The organism is Pseudoflavonifractor sp. BSD2780061688st1 E11 (assembly GCF_005844125.1).
Lineage (GTDB): Bacteria > Bacillota > Clostridia > Lachnospirales > Lachnospiraceae > Sellimonas > Sellimonas catena.
Genome location: NZ_SPHM01000002.1, coordinates 25,646 through 47,476, shown reverse-complemented (window position 1 = coordinate 47,476; position 21,831 = coordinate 25,646). Strand labels below are relative to the sequence as shown.

At 45.8% G+C, this 21,831-nt stretch carries 19 protein-coding genes and 1 tRNA gene; 17 read left to right on the top strand and 3 right to left on the bottom strand.

What is annotated here, in order from left to right; translation table 11 throughout:
• Positions 1-9 precede the first annotated feature (9 nt).
• Positions 10-585 (bottom strand): xanthine phosphoribosyltransferase, encoded by a 576-nt coding sequence (locus FGQ85_RS01130; RefSeq protein ID WP_087169687.1) that lies wholly within the window; start codon positions 583-585, stop codon positions 10-12.
• A 167-nt stretch (positions 586-752) separates the two neighbouring features.
• On the opposite strand from FGQ85_RS01130, the gene FGQ85_RS01125 reads away from it, so the two are divergent.
• Positions 753-824 (top strand) — tRNA-Arg (locus FGQ85_RS01125).
• A 53-nt stretch (positions 825-877) separates the two neighbouring features.
• Here FGQ85_RS01125 and FGQ85_RS01120 read toward each other — a convergent pair.
• Complete coding sequence (locus tag FGQ85_RS01120; RefSeq protein ID WP_138372437.1) at positions 878-1,780, bottom strand: deoxyribonuclease IV; 903 nt, start codon at positions 1,778-1,780, stop codon at positions 878-880.
• Between the two features lie 166 nt (positions 1,781-1,946).
• Here FGQ85_RS01120 and argS point away from each other — a divergent pair, with 166 nt between their 5' ends.
• The 15 genes from argS to FGQ85_RS01045 all read left to right on the top strand — a co-directional run bounded on the left by argS (position 1,947) and on the right by FGQ85_RS01045 (position 19,678).
• Positions 1,947-3,713 (top strand): arginine--tRNA ligase, encoded by a 1,767-nt coding sequence (argS, locus tag FGQ85_RS01115; protein ID WP_138372436.1) that lies wholly within the window; start codon positions 1,947-1,949, stop codon positions 3,711-3,713.
• A 4-nt stretch (positions 3,714-3,717) separates the two neighbouring features.
• A complete protein-coding gene (locus FGQ85_RS01110) occupies positions 3,718-4,884 on the top strand; it encodes a DHHA1 domain-containing protein (RefSeq protein ID WP_138372435.1) in 1,167 nt (388 codons plus the stop codon).
• Positions 4,874-5,767, top strand: a complete 894-nt coding sequence (locus tag FGQ85_RS01105; protein WP_138372434.1) for a CPBP family intramembrane glutamic endopeptidase — start codon at positions 4,874-4,876, stop codon at positions 5,765-5,767. The genes FGQ85_RS01110 and FGQ85_RS01105 overlap by 11 nt, the downstream gene beginning before the upstream one ends.
• 187 nt (positions 5,768-5,954) lie before the next feature.
• Entirely contained in the window at positions 5,955-7,211 is a 1,257-nt protein-coding gene (locus FGQ85_RS01100) for a C40 family peptidase (RefSeq protein WP_087255168.1), read from the top strand.
• A 180-nt stretch (positions 7,212-7,391) separates the two neighbouring features.
• A complete protein-coding gene (gene rpsB, locus FGQ85_RS01095; RefSeq protein ID WP_087169689.1) occupies positions 7,392-8,147 on the top strand; it encodes a 30S ribosomal protein S2 in 756 nt (251 codons plus the stop codon).
• Between the two features lie 33 nt (positions 8,148-8,180).
• Entirely contained in the window at positions 8,181-9,101 is a 921-nt protein-coding gene (gene tsf / locus FGQ85_RS01090) for a translation elongation factor Ts (RefSeq protein WP_087255165.1), read from the top strand.
• A 151-nt stretch (positions 9,102-9,252) separates the two neighbouring features.
• The gene (locus FGQ85_RS01085; RefSeq protein ID WP_087168590.1) at positions 9,253-10,548 is read left to right on the top strand and encodes a hypothetical protein; all 1,296 of its coding nucleotides are present in this window, start codon (positions 9,253-9,255) and stop codon (positions 10,546-10,548) included.
• Positions 10,549-10,557: 9 nt separating this feature from the next.
• Positions 10,558-11,595, top strand: coding sequence for a hypothetical protein (locus tag FGQ85_RS01080; protein ID WP_087168589.1), 1,038 nt, complete (start codon positions 10,558-10,560; stop codon positions 11,593-11,595).
• A gap of 4 nt (positions 11,596-11,599) precedes the next feature.
• Positions 11,600-12,943: an MATE family efflux transporter gene (locus tag FGQ85_RS01075; RefSeq protein ID WP_138372433.1), complete on the top strand. Its 1,344-nt coding sequence runs from the start codon at positions 11,600-11,602 to the stop codon at positions 12,941-12,943.
• A gap of 175 nt (positions 12,944-13,118) precedes the next feature.
• Positions 13,119-13,484: a GntR family transcriptional regulator gene (locus FGQ85_RS01070; protein ID WP_087168587.1), complete on the top strand. Its 366-nt coding sequence runs from the start codon at positions 13,119-13,121 to the stop codon at positions 13,482-13,484.
• Positions 13,481-14,167, top strand: a complete 687-nt coding sequence (locus FGQ85_RS01065) for an ABC transporter ATP-binding protein (RefSeq protein ID WP_087168586.1) — start codon at positions 13,481-13,483, stop codon at positions 14,165-14,167. The genes FGQ85_RS01070 and FGQ85_RS01065 overlap by 4 nt, the downstream gene beginning before the upstream one ends.
• 13 nt (positions 14,168-14,180) lie before the next feature.
• Positions 14,181-14,939, top strand: a complete 759-nt coding sequence (locus tag FGQ85_RS01060) for a hypothetical protein (protein WP_087168585.1) — start codon at positions 14,181-14,183, stop codon at positions 14,937-14,939.
• 102 nt (positions 14,940-15,041) lie between these two features.
• The gene (locus FGQ85_RS01055) at positions 15,042-17,624 is read left to right on the top strand and encodes an FAD-dependent oxidoreductase (protein WP_118635917.1); all 2,583 of its coding nucleotides are present in this window, start codon (positions 15,042-15,044) and stop codon (positions 17,622-17,624) included.
• Between the two features lie 106 nt (positions 17,625-17,730).
• Entirely contained in the window at positions 17,731-18,522 is a 792-nt protein-coding gene (locus FGQ85_RS01050) for an alpha/beta hydrolase family protein (protein ID WP_087168583.1), read from the top strand.
• 13 nt (positions 18,523-18,535) lie between these two features.
• On the top strand, positions 18,536-19,678 hold the full coding sequence (locus tag FGQ85_RS01045; protein ID WP_087168582.1) for a hypothetical protein: 1,143 nt from the start codon (positions 18,536-18,538) through the stop codon (positions 19,676-19,678).
• Here the strand turns inward: FGQ85_RS01045 and FGQ85_RS01040 are convergent.
• Entirely contained in the window at positions 19,635-20,237 is a 603-nt protein-coding gene (locus tag FGQ85_RS01040; RefSeq protein ID WP_087168581.1) for a TetR/AcrR family transcriptional regulator, read from the bottom strand. The two genes, FGQ85_RS01045 and FGQ85_RS01040, sit on opposite strands and share 44 nt — an antisense overlap.
• A gap of 143 nt (positions 20,238-20,380) precedes the next feature.
• On the opposite strand from FGQ85_RS01040, the gene FGQ85_RS01035 reads away from it, so the two are divergent.
• Positions 20,381-21,712 carry a DegV family protein gene (locus FGQ85_RS01035; protein ID WP_138372432.1) on the top strand — a complete coding sequence of 444 codons (1,332 nt, stop codon included), beginning with the start codon at positions 20,381-20,383 and terminating at the stop codon, positions 21,710-21,712.
• Positions 21,713-21,831: the final 119 nt, after the last annotated feature.

Sequence of the window (21,831 nt, the reverse complement as noted above, 5' to 3'; positions counted from 1 at the left end):
TTGCCTTATCTAATCTTCTTTAAATGTGAGAGAAGTGTCGGTCATGGATGAAATGATCGCAAGAGATTCCAGATGGATACCAAGATCACGGATCTTGTCGCCGCCCTGCTGGAAGCCTTTCTCAATAACGATTCCGGCACCTTCAATGGTAGCCTGTGCATCCTTGACGATGGAGATCAGCCCGAGAAGGGCGCATCCGTTTGCCAGAAAATCGTCGATGATCAGGACATGATCGTCCGGTCCGAGGAACTTCTTGGAGAGAATCACATCGTAAGTACGTTTGTGTGTGAAAGACTCTACCTTGGAATGGTAAACTTCTCCGTCGATATTGATGCTCTGTGCCTTTTTCGCAAAAACAACCGGAACATGGAAATACTGTGCCGCGATACAGGCGATCCCGATTCCGGAAGCTTCGATTGTCAATATTTTTGTAATCTTTTCAGAAGGGAACCGTCTGCGGAATTCCTTTCCGATTTCATTTATTAAGTCAATGTCCATCTGATGATTCAGGAAGCTGTCGACCTTCAGGACATTTCCCGGCTTGACAACCCCGTCTTTTAAGATACGTTCTTTAAGAAGCTGCATGATAATTCCTTCCTTACAAGATTTTTTATTTAACATATATCATACTGAATGGAAAGAAAAATTTCAATGAAAAACTGAAAAATATCCGGAATTTCGTCGAATTTTTTCTCTTTACAATCTGTAAAAGATGTGGTATTATAATCAATGCGTTCACATGACGCAGAAATACACCTATAGCTCAGGGGATAGAGCACCGCCCTCCGGAGGCGGGTGCGGCGGTTCGAATCCGCCTAGGTGTGTAAAAACCTGTCGGATTTTCCGACAGGTTTTTTTTGTTGTTGTCCGGGAAATGTTACGCAGGTTCTTCAGAAAACTTGCGGTTTCGGAGCATCTCAATTTCGCGGCGGTAAGGCGGGAGCGTTTTCTTTGGATTTTCGACGGAAGGGATATAAGGTGTTTCCAGAATCTTTGGTACTTCCATGAAATCCGGATGGTGTACGATGGAAGCAAGAGCCTCAAATCCGATTTCGCCCTGACCGATATTGGCATGGCGGTCTTTTTGTGCGCCCCGCGGATTTTTGCTGTCATTGATATGGAAGACAGCAATCTGGTCTTTTCCGAGAATCCGGTCAAAGGTTTCGATGACACCGTCAAAATCATTCCGGATGTCATATCCGCTGTCATGTGTGTGGCAGGTGTCAAAGCAGACACGAAGCTTTTCATTATAGGTGACGCCGCTATAAATCCGGGCCAGCTCTTCAAAGGAGCGGCCAAGCTCTGAGCCTTTGCCTGCCATCGTTTCCAGCGCGATCTGACAAGGGGTATCTTTTGTCAGTACTTCATTAAGCCCTTTGATGACCTGATCAATCCCGGCATCCACACCGGCGCCGACATGGGCACCAGGATGTAAAATGAGTGTGTGGCTTCTGCAGGCGGAAGTTCGCTCGATTTCCAGAGCGAGAAACTCGACCGCAAGCTGAAAGGTCTCCGGTTTCACAGAATTCCCAAGATTGATAATATAAGGTGCGTGAACGACAATATCAGAAATGTGATGGGAGTTCATAAAATCCCACGCTTCCGGGATACGAAGCTCGCTGATGTCTTTCCGTCTTGTATTCTGAGGCGCGCCGGTATAAAACATAAAGGTATCAGCCTGATAGGAGGCCGCTTCTTTGGCTGAACCAAGCAGCATATCTTTTCCGCTCATCCCGACATGGGAGCCGAGAAGCGGAGTCTGTCTTTTTTCTTTTGTCATAGTGATTTCCTCTCAAAACAATAATGATTTCTGTTATTATATACTAAAAGAGAAAAAAGCGCAAGAGCTCAAAAATATGGTTGTTGGAGATTCTTTCCTATGTTAGAATATAAGGAACGTAATTTTATATAAAAATCAGAGAAATAAAGAAAGAAGGACGAATGAGATGAAAAAACTGGTAGATTTTCTGGAAGAGGAAATGAAAGCAGCATTTGAAAAAGCAGGATATGACGGAAGCTTTGCGAAAGTGACCTTATCTAATCGTCCGGATTTATGTGAATATCAGTGCAATGGAGCGATGGCAGCAGCCAAAACCTACCACAAAGCTCCAATTATGATTGCAGGGGATGTACTGACTCACCTTCAAGAGAGTGAAGCACTGGAGGATGTACAGGCGGTAAATCCGGGATTTATCAATATGAAAGTAAAAAAAGAGTTTCTTTCTTCCTATGCAGAAGAGATGAGAAAGTCCGGGCAGCTTGGGGTAGAGCATGCGGCTCAGAAGAAACGCATCATTATGGATTTTGGAGGCGCAAACGTGGCAAAGCCGCTTCATGTGGGACATCTTCGTTCAGCAGTAATTGGGGAAAGTTTAAAGCGGATTCTGCGGTTTAAGGGACATGAGGTTATCGGAGATGTTCATCTTGGAGACTGGGGATACCAGATGGGACTTGTCATTACAGAGCTTCAGAAACGGAATCCGGATCTTCCGTATTTTGACGAGCAGTTCACCGGTGAATACCCGGAAGAAGCACCGTTTACAATCAATGACCTGGAAGAAATCTATCCATATGCGAGTGCCTATGCAAAGGAGCACGAGGACTATAAAGAAGAAGCTCTGAAAGCGACATTTGAGCTTCAGAACGGAAGAAGAGGATACCGTGCACTCTGGAAGCACATCATGAATGTATCGATTGCCGATCTGAAAAAGAATTATGAAAACCTGAATGTAACATTTGATCTCTGGAAAGGGGAGGCAGATGCACAGCCGTATATTCCGGATATGGTGGAAATGCTTAAAGAAAAAGGATTCGCCCATCTGGATCAGGGGGCTCTCGTGGTATATGTCAAGGAAGAAACCGATACAAAGGAGATTCCGCCGTGCATGATTCTGAAGTCAGACGGAGCAGCCCTCTATGATACGACAGATCTTGCCACACTTGTGGAAAGAGAAGAACTCTATCAGCCGGATGAAGTAATCTATGTGGTAGACAAGCGTCAGGAACTTCACTTTGTACAGGTGTTCCGCTGCGCAAAGAAAACGGGAATTGTTCCGGAGGATACCAAGCTGACTTTCATCGGTTTTGGAACAATGAATGGAAAAGACGGAAAGCCGTTTAAGACAAGAGCAGGCGGTGTCATGCGTCTTTCCGATCTGATTCGTGAAATCAACGAAGAGATGTCCCAGAAGATTGCGGAAAACCGGACAGTTGCTCCGGAGGAGGCTGAAAAGACAGCTCAGATGGTCGGACTGGCAGCATTAAAATACGGAGACCTTTCCAACCAGGCATCCAAAGACTATGTCTTTGATCTGGATAAATTTTCTTCTTTTGAAGGAAATACAGGACCGTACATTCTGTACACCATTGTCCGGATCAAATCCATCCTGAATAAATACGCCGAAAACGGAGGAAATCTGGATACATGTTCCGTGAAAGCACCGCACTCTGATTCTGAGCGGGCGCTGATGCTGGAAGCAGCGAAATTTACCGCAGTCCTGGATCAGGCATATGAAGAGCTTGCTCCTCATAAGATCTGCGGTTACATTTACGATCTGGCAAACAGCTTCAACCGTTTCTACCATGATAACAGAATCCTTGGCGAAGAGGATGAAGAAAAGAAGCAGGGATATATCGCACTGCTTGATCTGGTAAGGACGATTCTGGAGACCTCCATCGATCTGCTTGGATTTGAAGCGCCGGAAAGGATGTAGGACTATGACAGAACGACTGTATAATCAGGATGTCTATACAAAAACCTTTACTGCAACGGTTCTCTCCTGCCAGGAAGCATCCGGCAGGGATGGATATGAAGTAATTCTGGACCGTACCGCCTTCTTTCCGGAAGGCGGAGGGCAGTATGGAGATATCGGATGGCTTTCCGGGATCCGGGTGACGGATACACAGGAGAAAGACGGGGAAGTCATCCATTATACGGAAGAGCCGCTGGAAGCAGGAAGCACGATCGACGGAGAGATAGACTGGAAGATCCGGTTTTCCAGAATGCAGCAGCATACAGCAGAGCACATTTTGTCCGGGCTGGTACATAAACGGTTCGGATATCAGAATGTAGGATTTCATCTCGGAGATGATCTGTGCACCATGGACTTTAACGGACCGGTCACAAAAGAGCAGATGGAAGAGATTGAACAGGAGGCCAACCGGGCTGTTTACCAGAATATCCCGGTTCAGATTCTCTATCCGTCTGAAGAAGAACTGGAAGGAATGGAGTACCGAAGCAAGATTGAAATCGACGGTCAGGTGCGCATTGTCTGGATCCCGGGGTATGACCGGTGTGCCTGCTGCGCTACCCATGTCGGCTCTACCGGAGAAATCGGACAGATCAAAGTGATCGCCATGATGAATTATAAGGGTGGAGTCCGCGTGACAATGGTAAGTGGGGACAGAGCTCTGGCAGATCATGAAAAACGCGAAAAAGATATGAAAGAGATTTCGGCGATGCTTTCTGCAAAAGAAGATGAACTTCCGGAGGCAGTCAGGAGACTGAAGGATGAAAATGAAAACCAGAAGCATCAGATCATTGAACTGCAGAGAAAAATGACTGCCCTGAAGGCACAGCAGGTTCCGGAAGGAACATACAGCCAGTGCCTGTTTGAGACGGATCTGGATCAGACCGGCATCCGGGAACTGATGAATCACGTTCTGGAACGAAGTGTTGCTGTGTGCGCTGTTTTCCTGAAACGGGGCGAGCAGTACCAGTATGTAATCGGAAGCCAGAAAAGGGATATCCGTGATATGGGCAAAAAGCTGAACGAGAGATTTCATGGACGGGGCGGCGGAAAGCCGGGCATGATCCAGGGCTCTCTTACAGGTGACGAAGAGGAAATCAAAGCATATTTTGAGGAGATAATCAATGTTCAATAATCAGCCAAACAGACAGCCGGGAAATCCGTTTGCGAGAATCATTATTCCGATTTTGATTTACTGGGGGATCAATTTCCTTGTGGATATTGTTGTTGTCGCGGCTTATCTGGCTGCGCGTGCACAGGATCTGCTGCATGCCTATGAAAGCCAGACAGCGTTTCAGACATTTATGGAAGAAACACTGACATTTGCGCTGAGCCATTCGACGGAAATTACGTCGGCGGCGGCAGTGCTGGCGCTTCCAATTTATATCTACATGATGAGAAAGGATGAGAAATACCGAAGGTTGTTTACGGTACCGGATCCGGATTCCGGCAAAACACCGGCATGGACCTATCTGTATGCAGTTCTGCTTGGAGTGACAGCCGGAGTTGCGCTGAACAATATCCTGATTCTGAGCAATATCAGCAGCATCAGCGTTTCTTATCAGACAACGTCAGCAGGACTTTACGCTTCACCGGTGATCATCGAAGTGATTGGACTCGGAGTGATTGTACCGGTTCTTGAAGAGTGCCTGTACAGAGGAGTTATTTTCAGAAGAATCCGGGACATGGTAGATGCCAGAAAAGCCATTTTGTTTTCCGCGCTGATTTTTGCCGTTGTGCATGGAAATATTGTACAGTTTCTGTATGCGTTTGTATTCGGACTGCTTTTGTCATATGCCTATGAGACTTACGAAAGTATCAAAGCACCGGTTTTGCTGCACTGTGCAGCAAATCTTGGCTCAGTGCTTCTGACGGAAACGAATGCGTATGAATGGATATTCCAGACACCGCTGAGGATGGGAATTATTACTGTTGTCTGTGCATTTGCGGCGTCTGTGTTCTTTGTACAGATTCGAAATATGGAGAACACAAAAAAAAGCGGGCATGGCCAGCCATAGATTTCAAGCGTACGAATTGGACGTATTTCATTGATTTCAGGCTGTATGAAGGAATAGTCATAAAAAATGTTACAAAATTATTAAAAAACATTGCAAAGAATAGAAGAATAAGATATACTAGACCTTGTAGTGAAAAAAGAAGGACCGAAAGAGTTCGGACATGCAGTTTTAGACAGGAGAGAAGAGAATGAACAAATTTGGGAAGAGACTGGTGATAGCATTGATGGCTAGCTCAATGCTTGCAACTCCGGTTTATGCGGCACCGAATACCGATGAAATCAAAGCTGAAAAGGAACAGAAAGAAAAAGAAGTCGAGTCTGTACAGGCACAGCTTCAGACGATGGTTTCCAAGATTTCTGAGACAGAAGAAAAGCTGGTCAGCAAAGGAGAGGAAATCCAGAAGGCGAAAGAAGATCTCGCCGCAGCTGAGGAAAAACAGCAGCAGCAGTATGAGTCGATGAAAGTCCGGATTAAATATATGTATGAACAGGGCGATACGAAAGCTCTGGAAGATCTGTTTACATCAAACAGCATTGCAGACTTTCTGAATCAGGCAGACTATATTGAAACCGTACATAATTACGACAGAGAAAAGCTTCAGGAATATGTAGAAACAACAAAAAAGATTGAAAACCTGAAAAAGACCCTGGAAGAAGATCTTGCAAATCTGGAAGAGATGCAGACATCTTTCGAAAGCCAGAAAGAACAATTAAGTCAGACACTGGCTGAGAAACAGGCAGAAGTAGAAAATCTTGATCAGGAGCTTCAGGCAGCGATTGCGCAGGCAGCAGCAGAAGAAGAGGCAAGAAGAAAGGCGGAAGAGGAAGCCCGGAGAAAGGCGCAGGAGGAAGCGGCTGCAGCAGCGGCGGAAAGCTCTTCCAGTTCCAATACGACTTCCAGCCAGTCAGGTTCATCGGGAAACCAGAACAGCAATACATCCTCTGGCTCATCCTCGGGGAATACGACATCCAGCAGTGGAAGTTCTAACAGCGGAAGTTCCAGCAGTGGAAGTTCTAATAGTGGAACATCTAACAGCGGAAGCAGCACATCAAAACCGAGTACAGGTTCCGGATCCAGTTCCAGCAGTTCAGGCGGATCCAGCACAAGCAATGCAAGTGCTGCAAGTGTGATTGTAAGCGCTGCAAGAAGCTGTCTTGGTACACCGTATGTATGGGGCGGCAACACACCGGGATCAGGACTTGACTGTTCCGGACTCGTAAAATACTGCCACAGTGTGGCTGGCATCAGCGTAAAGAGAACATCTTCTGCTCTTGGAGCAGGCGGAAAGGCGGTATCCAGCCCGCAGCCGGGAGATGTCGTATGCTATGTTGGACATGTTGGTATCTATATCGGAGGCGGACAGATGATTCACGCACCGCAGCCGGGAGATGTCGTAAAGGTTCAGAGCGTTTACGGAAGCCCATGGTACAGAAGATACTGGTAAAATCAACGTAAAATATAAGAATTCATGAAAAAACGGCTTGCATGGCCGTTTTTTCTATGTTATACTACGAATGTTGCAAAAAAACACGCATGCGGTTACTTTCGGCGGTGCCGGCAAAAGCGCGGTTCCGGAAGGCAGAAACATGCGGAAGTAAAAAACCACAAATATGGAGGAAGAAACATGAGCGTTATTTCAATGAAACAACTTTTGGAAGCCGGTGTTCACTTTGGACATCAGACAAGAAGATGGAACCCTAAGATGGCTGAGTACATCTACACAGAGAGAAACGGAATCTACATCATCGACTTACAGAAATCCGTTGGAAAAGTAGATGAGGCTTATCAGGCAGTATCCGATATTGCAGCAGAAGGCGGAACAATTCTTTTCGTAGGAACAAAGAAACAGGCTCAGGATGCTATCAAAACAGAAGCAGAGCGTTGCGGAATGTTCTATGTAAACGAAAGATGGCTTGGCGGTATGCTGACAAACTTCAAGACAATCCAGAGCAGAATCGAGCGTTTAAAAGAGATCGAAGCAATGGCTGAAGACGGAACATTTGACGTGCTTCCGAAGAAGGAAGTTATCGCATTAAAGAAAGAATGGGAAAAACTTGAGAAAAACCTTGGCGGTATCAAGAACATGAAGAGACTGCCTGACGCTATTTTCGTAGTAGATCCTAAGAAAGAAAGAATCTGTGTTCAGGAAGCACATACACTTGGAATTCCGCTGATCGGTATCGCTGATACAAACTGTGATCCGGAAGAACTGGATTATGTAATCCCGGGAAATGACGATGCAATCAGAGCAGTTAAACTGATCGTTTCCAAGATGGCAGACGCTGTTGTAGAAGCAAATCAGGGAGCAACTGGCGAAGAAGTATTCGAAGGCGAAGATACAGAGGCAGTTGAAGAGGCAGAAGAAACTGTAGAAGAATAATCCATTTCGACTAAGATTCAGGAGGAAAGCAAAATGGCAGTTACAGCAAGCATGGTAAAAGAATTAAGAGAAATGACAGGCGCAGGAATGATGGACTGTAAAAAAGCTCTTAGTGAAACAAACGGCGATATGGACGCAGCCGTTGAATATTTAAGAAAAAATGGTCAGGCAAAGGCTGAAAAGAAAGCTGGAAGAATTGCAGCAGAAGGTCTTGTTAAAGCAGCTGTAAAAGATGACAAGGTAGCAGCAATCGTAGAAGTAAACTCTGAAACAGACTTCGTTGCAAAGAACGCAGAGTTCCAGGGATTTGTTGATGCTGTAGTAAATCAGGCTCTGAATACAGATGCAGCTGATATGGACGCATTCATGGCTGAGGCATGGAATGCAGATCCGTCCAAGACAGTTCAGGATGCTCTGACAGAAAAGATCTCTGTGATCGGAGAAAAACTGAACATCAGAAGATTTGAGAAAATCACATCTGAAGGATGCGTTGTTGCATACATTCACGGCGGCGGAAGAATCGGTGTTCTTGTAGAAGCTGATACAAACGTTGTAAACGATGAAATCAAAGCATGCTTAAAGAACGTAGCAATGCAGGTAGCAGCTATGTCTCCGAAGTATGTATCCCGTGATGAAGTTTCTCAGGAATTCATGGATCACGAAAAAGAAATCCTTCTTGCTCAGGCTAAGAAAGAAAATCCGAACAAGCCGGACAACATTATCGAAAAGATGATCATCGGACGTCTCAACAAAGAACTCAAAGAGTTCTGTCTGTTAGATCAGGTATACGTTCAGGACAGCGACCTGACAGTTGGAAAATATGTAGAAAAAGTTGCAAAAGAGAACAACGCAGAAGTTACTGTTAAGAAATTCGTTCGTTTTGAAACAGGCGAAGGAATCGAAAAGAAAGTTGACGACTTTGCAGCAGAAGTAGCAGCTCAGGCTGGTATGTAATTTTTAAAAAGTATTAAGGCCCTTGAAGATACCCGTTTTGCGGGATTTTCAAGGGCTTTTTTGTATCGAATAAAATTGACCGCTTTTATAACACAACAAAAGGTGATATAATGTTCCAAGACAGTGACTTAAAGTAAAAAGGAGATGAAGGATGAAACGATTGGCTGCGGGGATTCTCTGCCTTGCAGGAGCGGTGCTCCTTTGTGGAGCCTGGACGCAATTTCGCTGGAATCAGTTTGAGATACCTGAGATTATTGGTTCGGAAATTGCCGGTGTTGGAAAATCCGAGGATGAAGCATGCCGGGAGTGGTTTTCAGATTATACAGATGCGCTTCAGGGAATGAATGTGCCGTACGAATACCGGATTTACGATGCCGTTCTGAATCAGGTGGAAGTGCTGGACGGCAATGGTTATGTGCAGCTGGATTACACCATGGTACCGGCCGCTGTGAACAGTGAAATTATTCAGAATCTGGAACTGGTGTATCTGGGCGGTCAGGGAGCGGACCACGCCCTGTCCGGTATTGATTCAAGATATCTTTACCGGGGACAGATGGTAGTAAGACTGGAGGAGGAAAACGGAATCTATAAGATTACGGAAAAAATGCGTCCGGTGGATTATCAGATTCAGTCTCCGGAATTTCAGGAGGAGATCCGGACACCTCAAACCCAGCATTATGCGATGCGGACAGACAGAGAAGAGACCTATTATATTGATGACGGAGTGCTTTATGTTACCTATGACGGCGGAGGGACCTTTGCAGAGGTACCGGATGGCTATGAAAGAGTCTGCCGGGAGACAAACGGCCTGTATGATGAAAACCTGGAGGATGGAAGTTATCTGATATCTCCGGAGTTTACCGCATTTCTCGGATTTGACAGTGAGGGGACTGTTATGATTTACAGTACCGATCAGGGAGCAGTCTGGCAGGAGAGCAGGATCACAGATCTGGGATATAAAGCGGGTACGTACCTGTCAAGAATCGGAGATGGCTGTGTAGCGGTTTTTGCTATGGACCGGTCGCTCGGAACGGATTATTATGGGATCTGGATGACGGACGATATGAAAACATGGAGACAGATTTCCACTGGCGAGAGCATGATGACCAATGTAAGTGCCGCGTTCTGGGTCGATGCTCAGACAGGATATTATGCATCCGGACAGGAGCAGAGTGTATTTTATTGGACTGTCGATCAGGGACAGACCTGGCAGGAAATCACGCTTCCTCAGGCGGATGCGGTTATCGAAAAGATGGGATACAATCCATTTGACCAGGTGGAGCAGTTCTATCTGGAAAACGGTGTTTATTATATGGTCGTTGGGCAGGGGGACGATGGAGATTATACGGATCAGGGAAATCTGATCAAAGCATTGTTCCGGTCCGAGGATGGAGAACAGTTTACATTTGAAAAAGAAATCACAGATTCTTTGCAGGAAGCAGGATAGGAGGACAAGATGACGAAGAAAATTTGGAGATTACTTTGCATTCTTTCGCTGTTTCTTGCGGGAATGCTTTTATTTGAAGGAGGAATCCTGTTTTTTCAGTATGGGGCAAGACGGGAAGGCCTTTACTCCGCTTTTGCAGGAGGATGTGCCGCACTGTTTTTCCTGACTGCATTTGTGAGAAGCTTTGGAGAAGAAGGACAGAAAGAATACAAAACCTGGAAGATGGCTCTTGCGGAAGGGAGTGCTGCACTTGTCTCCACAGGGGCGGCCCTTTATGTATTCCGGTATCAGCCGTTGGGTTTTCAGTTCAGGACTGCCGGAATTGTACTGTGTGCGGCTCTGGTTTTTATCTGGCAGAGCCTGTTCAGCAGAAAAAGCAGACGGTTGCAGGAAGAAAAGATGAAAAAGACACTGATGGGGCTGTTCCCTGAATGCCGCGATCAGACTCAGCTTACAGAAGCCCCCCGGATTGATGAGCAGGTGCAGAAGACTCTTCTGGTAAAAATGCAGATCTGGGAGCTCAGATGGTGTATTGGACTTCTGGCCGTGGGACTGATTGCAGGCCTGGCGGCGAATATTAGAGGGAACTGGCAGATCTGGTTCCTTGGACTGGTCATTGCAGTGGGATTTGCGTGGCTTTGCGGAAGAGACAGTATCCACACGGCAAGAATTCTGTCAGAATTTGTGGAAAGGCAGCAGAGCAGAGAGATGATTATTTTTTTCCTGTGCTACTACAGCAGGGCCAAAAGACGGTGGGAAAGCATGATTCCGACACTGCAGATCTATCTTCCGATTGCACTCTGCCAGAGCTCGGAATACGATAAAGCGCTGGACCTGCTTGCGTGTATGAAGAAACGGCCGGAGGAAGAGGCGTATTATCTTGTATGGGAGGCAGAAGCGCTGAAGGCAAAAGAGGACTGGGGTGCCCTGAAAGAGACGCTTGGAAAACTGAAAGAGGCAATTCCTCACATGCCGAAAGCAAGACGTGCTGAGATGGAAGAGAAGTATCAGGCATACGAAAGAATATGGAAAGAGAAAGGGGAATGATGGTATGAGAGAGAGTGATTCCGCCACACTAATGACTGAGGGATCAATTTGGAAGAAGATTACTTTTTTTGCAGTGCCCATTTTTCTGGGCAATCTGTTTCAACAGATGTATAATACAGCGGATTCGCTGATAGTCGGTAATTTTCTTGGAAGCAATGCGCTGGCTGCGGTCAGCTCGTCAGGAAATCTGATCTATCTGATGATCGGATTTTTCAATGGAATCGCACTTGGAGCAGGAGTTGTGATTGCGCGATATTTTGGGGCAAGAGACCAGGAGAACGTGGAGAAGGCAGTACATACAACGGTAGCTTTCGGAATCGTGGCGAGTATTGTCCTGACGATTGTCGGAGTATTCTTTGCCCCTCAGATTCTTGTCTGGATGCAGACGCCGGCTAATGTCATGCCGGAGTCAACGGAATATTTCCGGGTCTACTTTATGGGATCCGCGGGATTTGTCATGTACAATATGTTCGTAGGAATCCTGCAGGCAGTGGGAGACAGCAAACATCCATTGTATTATCTGATTCTGTCATCCATAATTAATGTAGTTCTGGATATTGTGTTTATTACGGTATTTGATATGGGAGTGGGCGGAGCTGCCTTTGCTACCGATATTTCTCAGGTGGTCAGCGCTGTACTCTGTATGATCCAGTTGATGCGGTCCAAAGCGGAATACCGTCTGAACCTGCGGAAAATCCGGTTTGAATGGGATATCTTTAAACAGGTGATTCAGTTCGGTCTTCCATCCGGATTTCAGAATTCCATCATCGCCATTGCAAATGTTGTAGTACAGTCCAATATCAATTCCTTTGGCGAAATGGCCATGGCAGGATGCGGAGCATACTCCAAAATCGAGGGGTTCGGATTCCTGCCGATCACCAGCTTCACAATGGCGCTTACCACATTTGTCAGTCAGAATCTGGGAGCGAAGAATTATGAGCGCACGAAAAAGGGTGCAAGATTCGGTATTGCCTGTGCCATGATTCTGGCGGAGGTCATTGGCATTATTATCTTTATTGCGGCACCGGTCTTTGTCGCGGCGTTTGACCGGACACCGGAGGTGATTGTATTTGGAACCGAGAGGGCACGGACATCTGCGCTGTTCTACTTCCTGCTGGCGTATTCGCACTCTATAGCGGCGGTACTGAGAGGAGCCGGCAAATCAGTTATACCTATGATTGTCATGATGATTTTCTGGTGCGTGATCCGTGTGGCGGTGCTGACAGGCGTGTCGATTTTGATTCCGTCCATTGCGGTAGTTTACTGGATCTATCCGCTGACATGGACTTTGAGTTCTGTCGCATTTTTTATCTACTATAAAAAGGCAAACTGGCTGTATGCCTTTTAAGACAAAGAGAGCTTCGGTATTGAACTGTCCGATACACAGGACATTCAGACCGGAGCTTTTTTGCGCATTTATGAAGATTATTAAGAAAAACGAAAGATTGATCGAAGCAGATTGACAAACATAATATCCTAGTGTACTATTTAACTAGTTCACTGATACAGAAAGGAGGACAAAAATGGAATATCGTGTTGAAGCACCGATCTACATGCAGGTTATCAGAGATATTAAAAAACGGATCGTCCGCAGACAGCTGCTTCCCGGAGAAAAGCTTCCGTCCAACAGAGAGCTTGCCGTTCTTTATAAGGTGAATCCGAATACGGCGGCAAGAATCTATAAAGAGATGGAAGCGGAAGGATATTGTTATACAAAGCGGGGACTTGGAACTTTCATTACGGAGGACGAAAAGATGCAGGAAGAGTTAAGGAAAGAGATGGCAGAGGCACTATTAAGTGGATTTATAAAAGAAATGCTGGATCTTGGATTTAGTAAAAACGAAATCATTACCCGGATAGAAGCATTTGATGAGGAGGAAGAGTTATGATTGCAGAAAGCAGAAGACTGACCAAGGCATTTATGGGAAAGAAAGCGGTAAAGGATGTTTCGCTGAAGATACGAAGTGGATCAATTTACGGGCTTCTTGGACCGAATGGAAGTGGGAAAACAACCTGGATGAAGATGATGACAGGATTTATCAAGCCGACACAGGGGGAAGTTGTTTTTGACGGGGCTCCATGGAATTACCGGGCGAAGAATCAGGTTGCCTACATGTCAACAGAGCCGTTTTACTACGATTTTATGAATATCGGCATGGTAGGAAAATACTACAGCGACTTTTTTGAAGAATTTGATCAGAAAAAGTTTCACGATCTGATTGCTAAAGTAGGTCTCTCGGAAGAAATGAAAATGCGGGAGATTTCCACCGGTATGATGGCAAAGCTGAAGGTGATCGCAACGCTTTCGAGAAAAGCGATGCTGTACATGCTGGATGAACCGCTAAATGGTATCGATCTGAAGGCAAGAGAAGAGATTATTGATGTCATTCTGACAACAGTCAGCGAGAAAAATGCAGTGATCATTTCTACACATCTGATTGAGGAGATTGAGTCCTTTATCGACCACGCCATCTTTATGAAAGACGGCAGTGTGATTTATGAATGTGACGTAGAAGAAGAACGAATGCGTTCCGGAAGAAGCGCGGCTGATCTGTACAGGGAACTGATGTAAAGGGGGAAGGAAAATGGGAAATCTGATTAAGTATGAATGGAGAAAGCAAAGACTGACTAGAATTTTGATCTTGGCCTGCCTTCTGGCTTTTATTGTACTTTTTTTAATCGGCGGTCTGATCAAAAATGAAACCATAGTTGCGGTCAGTATTTTAATTATCACATTCGCAGGGATGTTTGGCATCTTTTACGTAGGAATTGAAAATCTGGTGATTTTAAACAGGGACCTGAAGACAAAGCAGAGTTATATGCTCTGGATGGTACCGCATTCCACATACGAGATTCTTGGAGCAAAACTGATTGCAGGAATTCTTCAGATGGTATTTGTCTTTCTTGCATTTTTTGCTGCAGGAGTGGTAACCGTCACTGTGACAGCGGCAAGTGAAGGATCTCTGGGAGATCTTTTGAGATCTTTGGGACGGCTCTTTAAGGAAGTCACAAACAGTAATGTTGACTGGGGGGCTTTTTTCGGAGTCTGCCTGCTTCTTCTGATCTCCTGGATTAATGTAATGATGGTAGGTTTTCTCGCAATCATTCTGACAAGAACGGTGCTGCTGAATGCAAGATTTGGAGGAGTGATTGCAGTGATCGTATTTTTCCTGATCAACATCGGGATTGAGAGGATCTATGTACTTTTCGATTCCCTCATTGATATGGCACCGCTTGGCGGGATGGGCGGAGTCAGCCTCTTTGACTACATTTTCTATATTGTCATGACAGTCCTGGCATTTTTCCTGACCGGATGGATTGCAGATGAGAAGCTGAGTGTCTGATAGAAGGAAGATCATAAAAAATACTTATAATATAATTAAAAATCATAATATGTCACGAGTGTGATTCGGGTATATAATGGATGTAACACTGGAAAAGAAGAAATGAAAACACTCGTGATCGGAGGTGTCGCGGCCGGAACTAAGGCTGCTGCAAAACTGAAAAGAGAAGACCGCAGCGCAGAGGTGACCCTGCTTACAAAAAGCAGAGAGATCTCCTATGCAGGCTGTGGTCTTCCATATTATGTAGGAGGACTGATTGAAACAGAAGAGGAGCTGATTGTTAATACACCGGAAAAATTTGCAGGTCTCACAGGTGTGCAGGTGCTGACCGGGAGAGAGGCGGTTGGTCTTGATCCGGAACGGAAATCCGTACATGTAAAAAATCTGGATGACGGCACGGAAGAGGAGTATACCTACGACAACCTGATTCTTGCTGTCGGAGCGTCTGCCATTGTCCCGGATGTGCCGGGAATCCGCCTTCCGGGGGTATTTCAGATGCGGACACCGGAGGATGCCCAAAATATGAGGTCCTATATGGAGGAGCATGAGGTCAGACGTGCGGTGGTGGCAGGAGGCGGTTTCATCGGACTGGAAATTGCGGAAAACCTCCATGCCAAAGGAATTGCAGTGACGGTCATTGATATGGCGCCTCAGATCATGCCAAATGTTCTTGACCCGGAAATGGCGGCCTATGCGAAGCGCCATCTTCAGAAGAAGGGAATCCGGATTCAGACAGGCACTGCGTTGAAAGCAGTACTTGGCGGGGAAAAGGCGTCCGGTATTCAGACGGATCAGGGAACGATTCAGTCAGATATGGTCGTTGTTTCAATCGGAATCCGTCCGAATACTGCATTTTTGAAGGACAGCGGAATTAAGATGGACAGAGGAACCATTGTAGTGGACGGACAGATGAGGACGAACCTTCCGGACGTGTACGCGGCAGGAGACTGCGTTGTCGTAAAGAACCGGATTACCGGGAAACCGCAGTGGTCAGCCATGGGATCTTCCGCAAACTATGAAGGAAGAACACTGGCACAGATTCTTGCCGGAAAAGAAAAGAACTATCCGGGCGTACTTGGGACAGGCGTCGTAAAGCTCCCGGGAATGAATGTAGGAAGAACCGGCCTTACCGAGGTGCAGGCAAAGGAAGCAGGGTATGATGTAGAAACGGTTCTTGCCGTGACAGATGATAAAGCCCATTATTATCCGGATGCAGATTCCTTTGCGACAAAGATGATTGCAGACCGTACAACCCACAAACTTCTTGGAATCCAGGTGCTTGGGGCCGGAGCAGCAGATAAGATGACAGATATTGCCGCAACGGCAATTGCGATGGATGCCCGGCTGGAAGATCTGGAGAATCTGGATCTGGCCTATGCGCCGCCGTTTTCCACGGCGATCCATCCGCTTGTACAGGCAGCGTATATTCTGGAAAACAAAATCAGCGGAGAAATGGTCAGCATGACTCCGGCGGAGTATGCCGAAGGAAAAGCAAAAGGCTATAAGGTGGTAGACGTCTGCCCGAATCCGCAGATTGCAGGAGCATTTTATGTGAATCTTTCCTCAGTCAACGGACCGATTGACGGGCTTGACAAAGACGAAAAGCTGCTGCTTGTCTGCCTGAAAGGCAAAAGAAGCTATTTCCTTCAGAACCGGTTAAAGGCATATGGATATACAAACACAGTCGTGCTTGAAGGTGCCCAGTACTTTAATGATGTCAAAGTAGAAGGGGTAAAATTCAAGGTTTCCCCGGAAGATATTACGAGAGTAAAGGCTCTGGGATTTCTTCAGGATAAGCGGACCGAGGACTGCTTTAACGCCCGCGTCATCACACGAAACGGAAAGATTACCGCGGAGGAAAGCCGTGTAATTGCCGAGGCGGCAGAGAAGTTCGGAAGCGGGGAAATCACCATGACCTCCCGGCTTACCATTGAGATTCAGAAAGTACCATATGCGAATATCGAACCGCTGCGGGAATTCCTGGCGGATGCAGGACTGGAAACGGGCGGTACCGGATCGAAGGTACGTCCGGTGGTATCCTGTAAAGGAACGACCTGCCAGTATGGACTGATTGATACCTTCCATCTGTCGGAAGTGATCCATGAGCGGTTTTATCACGGCTACAATCAGGTGAAGCTTCCGCACAAGTTCAAGATTGCGGTAGGCGGATGTCCGAATAACTGTGTGAAACCGGATCTTAATGATCTTGGAATTATCGGGCAGAGAGTTCCGGCTGTGGATCTCTCCAGGTGCCGCGGCTGTAAAGTCTGCCAGGTGGAAAACAACTGCCCGATCCATGTGGCAAGGATGGAAGATGGAAAGATCCGGATCGATGGAAGTCAGTGTAATCACTGCGGACGTTGTGTGGGGAAATGCCCATTTGGCGCAGTGAATACGGAGACGGAAGGATACAGAGTTTACATCGGAGGAAGATGGGGTAAGAAAGTGGCTCACGGACGTGCTCTGGAAAGGGTATTTACAAGTGAAGAAGAAGTACTGGATGTTGTAGAAAAGGCAATTCTTCTCTTCCGTGAACAGGGAATTACCGGAGAGCGTTTTGCCGATACGATTGAACGTCTCGGATTTGAAAACGTACAGAGTCAGATTCTTTCTGATGAACTTCTTGAAAGAAAGCAGGAAAATCTGGCTGCACAGAAACATTTGAAAGGCGGAGCAACCTGTTAAGGATGAAGGAGAAGAGTTCAGGGATGCAGTATTTTACTGTGTCCCTGCTCTTGTTTTTAAGCTATAATTAAAAGTAAGAAAAGCGAGGAAAAGGAGGAAGAAGGAAATGGCATTATTACATGTGGATTTTTTCTCGGAAGTTCTGGAAAAGTGTATGAATATGGATGTGATCCTTCCGCAGAATACGACCAGTCAGATTGGAATGAAAGGAAATGCAAAGGCTGGAAAATACAAAACAGTCTATCTGCTCCATGGAATGAGTGATGATCATACAACCTGGCAGCGGAGGACGTCCATTGAACGATATGTCAGTGAATACGGGATTGCGGTAGTTATGCCGGATGCAGGGCTTGGATTTTATACAGATACGAAATACGGACTTCCTTACTGGACTTTTTTTTCACAGGAGCTTCCAAAAATCTGCCGTGAATTTTTTCCACAGTTGTCGGAAAAGAGGGAGGATACGCTGGCAGCCGGACTTTCCATGGGAGGATACGGAGCGTGGAAACTTGGCCTTGGAGCACCGGAGACATTCGGTGCAGCGGCATCTATGTCCGGAGTACTGGATGTAGCAAGAAGGGTAAAAGAAGAGGCTGCGGACATTGCGAGAAAACCGTCCGGTTTCTGGGAAGGAATCTTTGGAAATCCGGACAGGATTGCCGGATCGTCAAATGATCTGAAATATCTGGCAAAGAAACTGAAAGAAGAACAGAAACCGGAGCCAAGGCTGTTTGCCTGGTGCGGGACGGAGGATTTCCTGTATCAGAACAATCTGGATATGTGGGAAGAAATGAAGCGGCTCGGATATGAAGTTACAACCACAAGTTCCAGCGGAGACCACCAGTGGAAATACTGGGATGAGCAGATTCAGACGATTCTGGAATGGTGGATAAAATAAAGAAGTGAAAAGAATGAAACCACAAGAAGCGAAAGGAGTCACCTGGAAAAGCCTGCTGATAGCGGCTGTTCTTCTGATTGGCTGTGTCGTGTTTTATTTTGGTGTTTACCGCAAGGCGAATGAACCGGTTGCCGTACTGGATCGGACCAATGCGGCTCCCGCCGTTCATACATTATCAGAAGTGACCGAAATTCTTATGCAATATGATGATTTCTTTACAGAAGAGATGGTGGAACACCTCTCTCTCGAACAGAATTTTGGTACTTATATTATTCCTGGCCTGAAATCCACCAGAACGGTAAACAGTAAAACAGGTCAGTCAGACATCTGCACTTCCATGACGCCGCAGGGAATGGATGTGACGGAAGACTCTATTTTTGTAAGCGCGTACTGCCATACTAAAAAACACAATTCCGTACTGTATCAGATTGACAAAAAATCCGGGCGGTTTGTAAAAGAAATTATTATGCCAAACAGGACTCATGCCGGCGGCATTGCGTATGACAACCTGAATCAGGTGCTGTGGGTTTCAGATATGCTGAACGGGGAGGCAGCGGTAAGCTTGTATACAATGGAAGCTCTGGAAAACTATCAGTATGACAAGACAAAAAAGCCCCTTCCATTTTTGGAAACCCATGCGTTGGAGGGGCTTGCAAGAAATTCTTTCATGGCATTTCGGGGAGGGAGCCTTTATGCTGGATATTTTTCTCTTTCCGGGGACAGCATCATCAATCGGTATTCGGTGGATTTTGAAATCAATGAACAGAATAAGGAGGAATATGAGGAGCTGAACAGGGAGAGGGAACTGTTCAGCAATGTTGCAATTGACCAGGAATGGGCGGATATTCTTTCTCAGGTTCAGGGACTGGAGGTGTTCGGAAACTATCTGTTCCTTTCCCAGTCCTACGGATTTTCAGATTCCAAACTCCGTATTTATGAAAGATCTGTCATTGAATCAGAGAAATACAGTCTGAAGAAGAAAGAAGAGATTAAAAGCTTTTCGCTTCCCAACCGTATGGAACAGATCTGTATTCAGGATGGACGGCTCTATATGCTGTTTGAATCCGGTGCCTATGTTTACCGCGGCATCCCGGTCAACTGTGTCGACCGGATTATTTCGGTTGATCTGAAGGATGTCCTGAAGAATCTTGATTAGCTGAGGAGAGAAACGGGTTTTTCTGAATATGACGGTAAATCAGTGAAGCAATAACTTCGATATCCTCCTTCATACCATCCTCAATCCAGTGCAGAAAAATATTATAAAGCGCTCCGGAATAGTAGTAGAGCTCGTATTTCCTCGGGGAATCCGAATCTGCCATACCCGCAATGGTCAGCATATAAAAGTCCAGACCGTGCAGGATGATTTCGGAGCGGTTTGATTTTTTCAGGCAAAGCGCATAGTCTGCATATTTCTGAAGATAGCGCAGACCGTGGAGAATGTGATCATAAGTCTGAAAGCCGTTCTGAAGTTCTGGAAAATCATTGGCAAGCGACAAAGCATATTCTTTAATGATGCGAAACATATAGTCCATCAGAATCTCATCTTTGGAATGATAATTGCGGTAATAGGACATCCGGGATACACCGGCTCTTTCAGTAATATCGGTAATGGTGATGTCGTCATAATCCTTTGTGTGCATCAGCTGCAAAAGCGCATCCATGATGCAGCGTTTTGTAAAAGAAGGGCCTTTGCGTACCCGGCTGGATGAATTCATGAACAAAACCTCCTGATTTGTAACAAAAATGTAAAAGTATCTTGCTTTCCCTAAAAGCAAATGTTACAATTGTAACATTTAGTAATATGCCAGTAGTTTAGCAGAAAAACTGGGGAAAAGCAAGAGATACGGGAGGATGGATCATGCAGTTTGGTATTGTAAGTGACAGTTCCTGTGATCTGCCTGAGGCATATTTGCAGGCGGAACAGGTACAGATAGTATCATTTTATATTTCTTTTGACGGAGAAAATTATTATCAGGAGGGAAAGCAGATCTCTATTCCGGATTTTTATCAGAAGATGGCAGACAATCCGGACTGCTTTCCAAAGACATCCATGCCATCTGTTCAGGACTATGTGGATGCATTTGTCCCATTTGTCAAAGACGGAATGCCGGTACTATGTATCTGCCTTTCCAAGAAGCTGAGCGGCTCCATGCAGGCCGCCGTCAATGCGAAACAGGTAGTGGAAGAGCAGTATGAGGGGGCAAGAATTGAGATTCTGGATTCGGCCCTTGCAACTGCATTACAGGGAATGCTTGTAAAAGCAGCTGTGGAAATCCGTAATGCGGGAGAATCCCTCGATGAGGCAGTCAGATGTCTGGGGGAAATTCGTAAAAGCGGTCATATTTTCTTTACAACAGATGATTTAAAATATCTGGAACATGGTGGAAGAATCGGAAAAGCTGCTTCTGTCGCAGGAAGCGTGCTGAAGATCAAGCCTCTTCTGCAGTTTTATGACGGAGAGCTCGGACCGGCAGAGCTTTGCCGGGGGAGGAAGAAGTCAATTTTAAAGCTCATCGAAAAAATGGAGACATATATGGAAGAGCATGACATTCATCCGGAGGATTATTATATTGTGACCGGAGTCGGGCTGTGGGTGGAAGAGTATGAGCAGTTTAAAAACCAGCTGGCGGAAAGACTGGAAGAAGCCGGTTTTCATGTGGCACAGTGGGAAGATATTCAGATCGGTGCCACCATTGGTGTACATACCGGACCATATCCTCTTGGTACCGGACTATTGAAGCGATGGAAAAAGGAATGTAGCTTTTTGTCGTTTTTCAGCAGCATTTTGTCGATAAGTGTAGTTTTTCCTGTTATTTTCAAAGAAAGTCGTTATGATAGTAGCGGAGGTTGGAAGGAGGAAAACATGCAGCTGATTTACGAAACATTGAGAAGTTTGGGTTTGACTTCAAAATATCAGGGATATCAGCAGCTGGCCGAGGCAACAAAGATCGTACTGGAAAACGACAACTTCATGCTGAATGTAACGAAGAATATTTATCCGGAGGTGGCATTCAGGCTGAAGGTGACTTCGCAGAGTGTAGAGCGGAATATCCGGACAGCGATAGAAGTATGCTGGAGGCAGAGCGGGCCGGAAGGCTTCAGCAAAATTGCGGGCTGTAAAATAACAAGAATTCCAACAAATGCAGAGTTTATAGACATGTTCGCCTTCTACATCAAAACTCATAGCTGATGAGGGATAAGGACTAAAAGAATCGCATACATCATTTTTGGGGACGTGTTCCGGTGTAACGGTACACGTCCCCAAAATTATTCTAAATGGAGGGTGGACGCTTTACAAATAGAAAAAAG

Bases quoted from the DNA above. Each gene is read 5' to 3' on its own strand.
- FGQ85_RS01130 (WP_087169687.1), bottom strand. From the start codon at position 585: ATGCAGCTTCTTAAAGAACGTATCTTAAAAGACGGGGTTGTCAAGCCG.
- FGQ85_RS01120 (WP_138372437.1), bottom strand. From the start codon at position 1,780: ATGACAAAAGAAAAAAGACAGACTCCGCTTCTCGGCTCCCATGTCGGG.
- argS (WP_138372436.1), top strand. From the start codon at position 1,947: ATGAAAAAACTGGTAGATTTTCTGGAAGAGGAAATGAAAGCAGCATTT.
- FGQ85_RS01110 (WP_138372435.1), top strand. From the start codon at position 3,718: ATGACAGAACGACTGTATAATCAGGATGTCTATACAAAAACCTTTACT.
- FGQ85_RS01105 (WP_138372434.1), top strand. From the start codon at position 4,874: ATGTTCAATAATCAGCCAAACAGACAGCCGGGAAATCCGTTTGCGAGA.
- FGQ85_RS01100 (WP_087255168.1), top strand. From the start codon at position 5,955: ATGAACAAATTTGGGAAGAGACTGGTGATAGCATTGATGGCTAGCTCA.
- rpsB (WP_087169689.1), top strand. From the start codon at position 7,392: ATGAGCGTTATTTCAATGAAACAACTTTTGGAAGCCGGTGTTCACTTT.
- tsf (WP_087255165.1), top strand. From the start codon at position 8,181: ATGGCAGTTACAGCAAGCATGGTAAAAGAATTAAGAGAAATGACAGGC.
- FGQ85_RS01085 (WP_087168590.1), top strand. From the start codon at position 9,253: ATGAAACGATTGGCTGCGGGGATTCTCTGCCTTGCAGGAGCGGTGCTC.
- FGQ85_RS01080 (WP_087168589.1), top strand. From the start codon at position 10,558: ATGACGAAGAAAATTTGGAGATTACTTTGCATTCTTTCGCTGTTTCTT.
- FGQ85_RS01075 (WP_138372433.1), top strand. From the start codon at position 11,600: ATGAGAGAGAGTGATTCCGCCACACTAATGACTGAGGGATCAATTTGG.
- FGQ85_RS01070 (WP_087168587.1), top strand. From the start codon at position 13,119: ATGGAATATCGTGTTGAAGCACCGATCTACATGCAGGTTATCAGAGAT.
- FGQ85_RS01065 (WP_087168586.1), top strand. From the start codon at position 13,481: ATGATTGCAGAAAGCAGAAGACTGACCAAGGCATTTATGGGAAAGAAA.
- FGQ85_RS01060 (WP_087168585.1), top strand. From the start codon at position 14,181: ATGGGAAATCTGATTAAGTATGAATGGAGAAAGCAAAGACTGACTAGA.
- FGQ85_RS01055 (WP_118635917.1), top strand. From the start codon at position 15,042: ATGAAAACACTCGTGATCGGAGGTGTCGCGGCCGGAACTAAGGCTGCT.
- FGQ85_RS01050 (WP_087168583.1), top strand. From the start codon at position 17,731: ATGGCATTATTACATGTGGATTTTTTCTCGGAAGTTCTGGAAAAGTGT.
- FGQ85_RS01045 (WP_087168582.1), top strand. From the start codon at position 18,536: ATGAAACCACAAGAAGCGAAAGGAGTCACCTGGAAAAGCCTGCTGATA.
- FGQ85_RS01040 (WP_087168581.1), bottom strand. From the start codon at position 20,237: ATGAATTCATCCAGCCGGGTACGCAAAGGCCCTTCTTTTACAAAACGC.
- FGQ85_RS01035 (WP_138372432.1), top strand. From the start codon at position 20,381: ATGCAGTTTGGTATTGTAAGTGACAGTTCCTGTGATCTGCCTGAGGCA.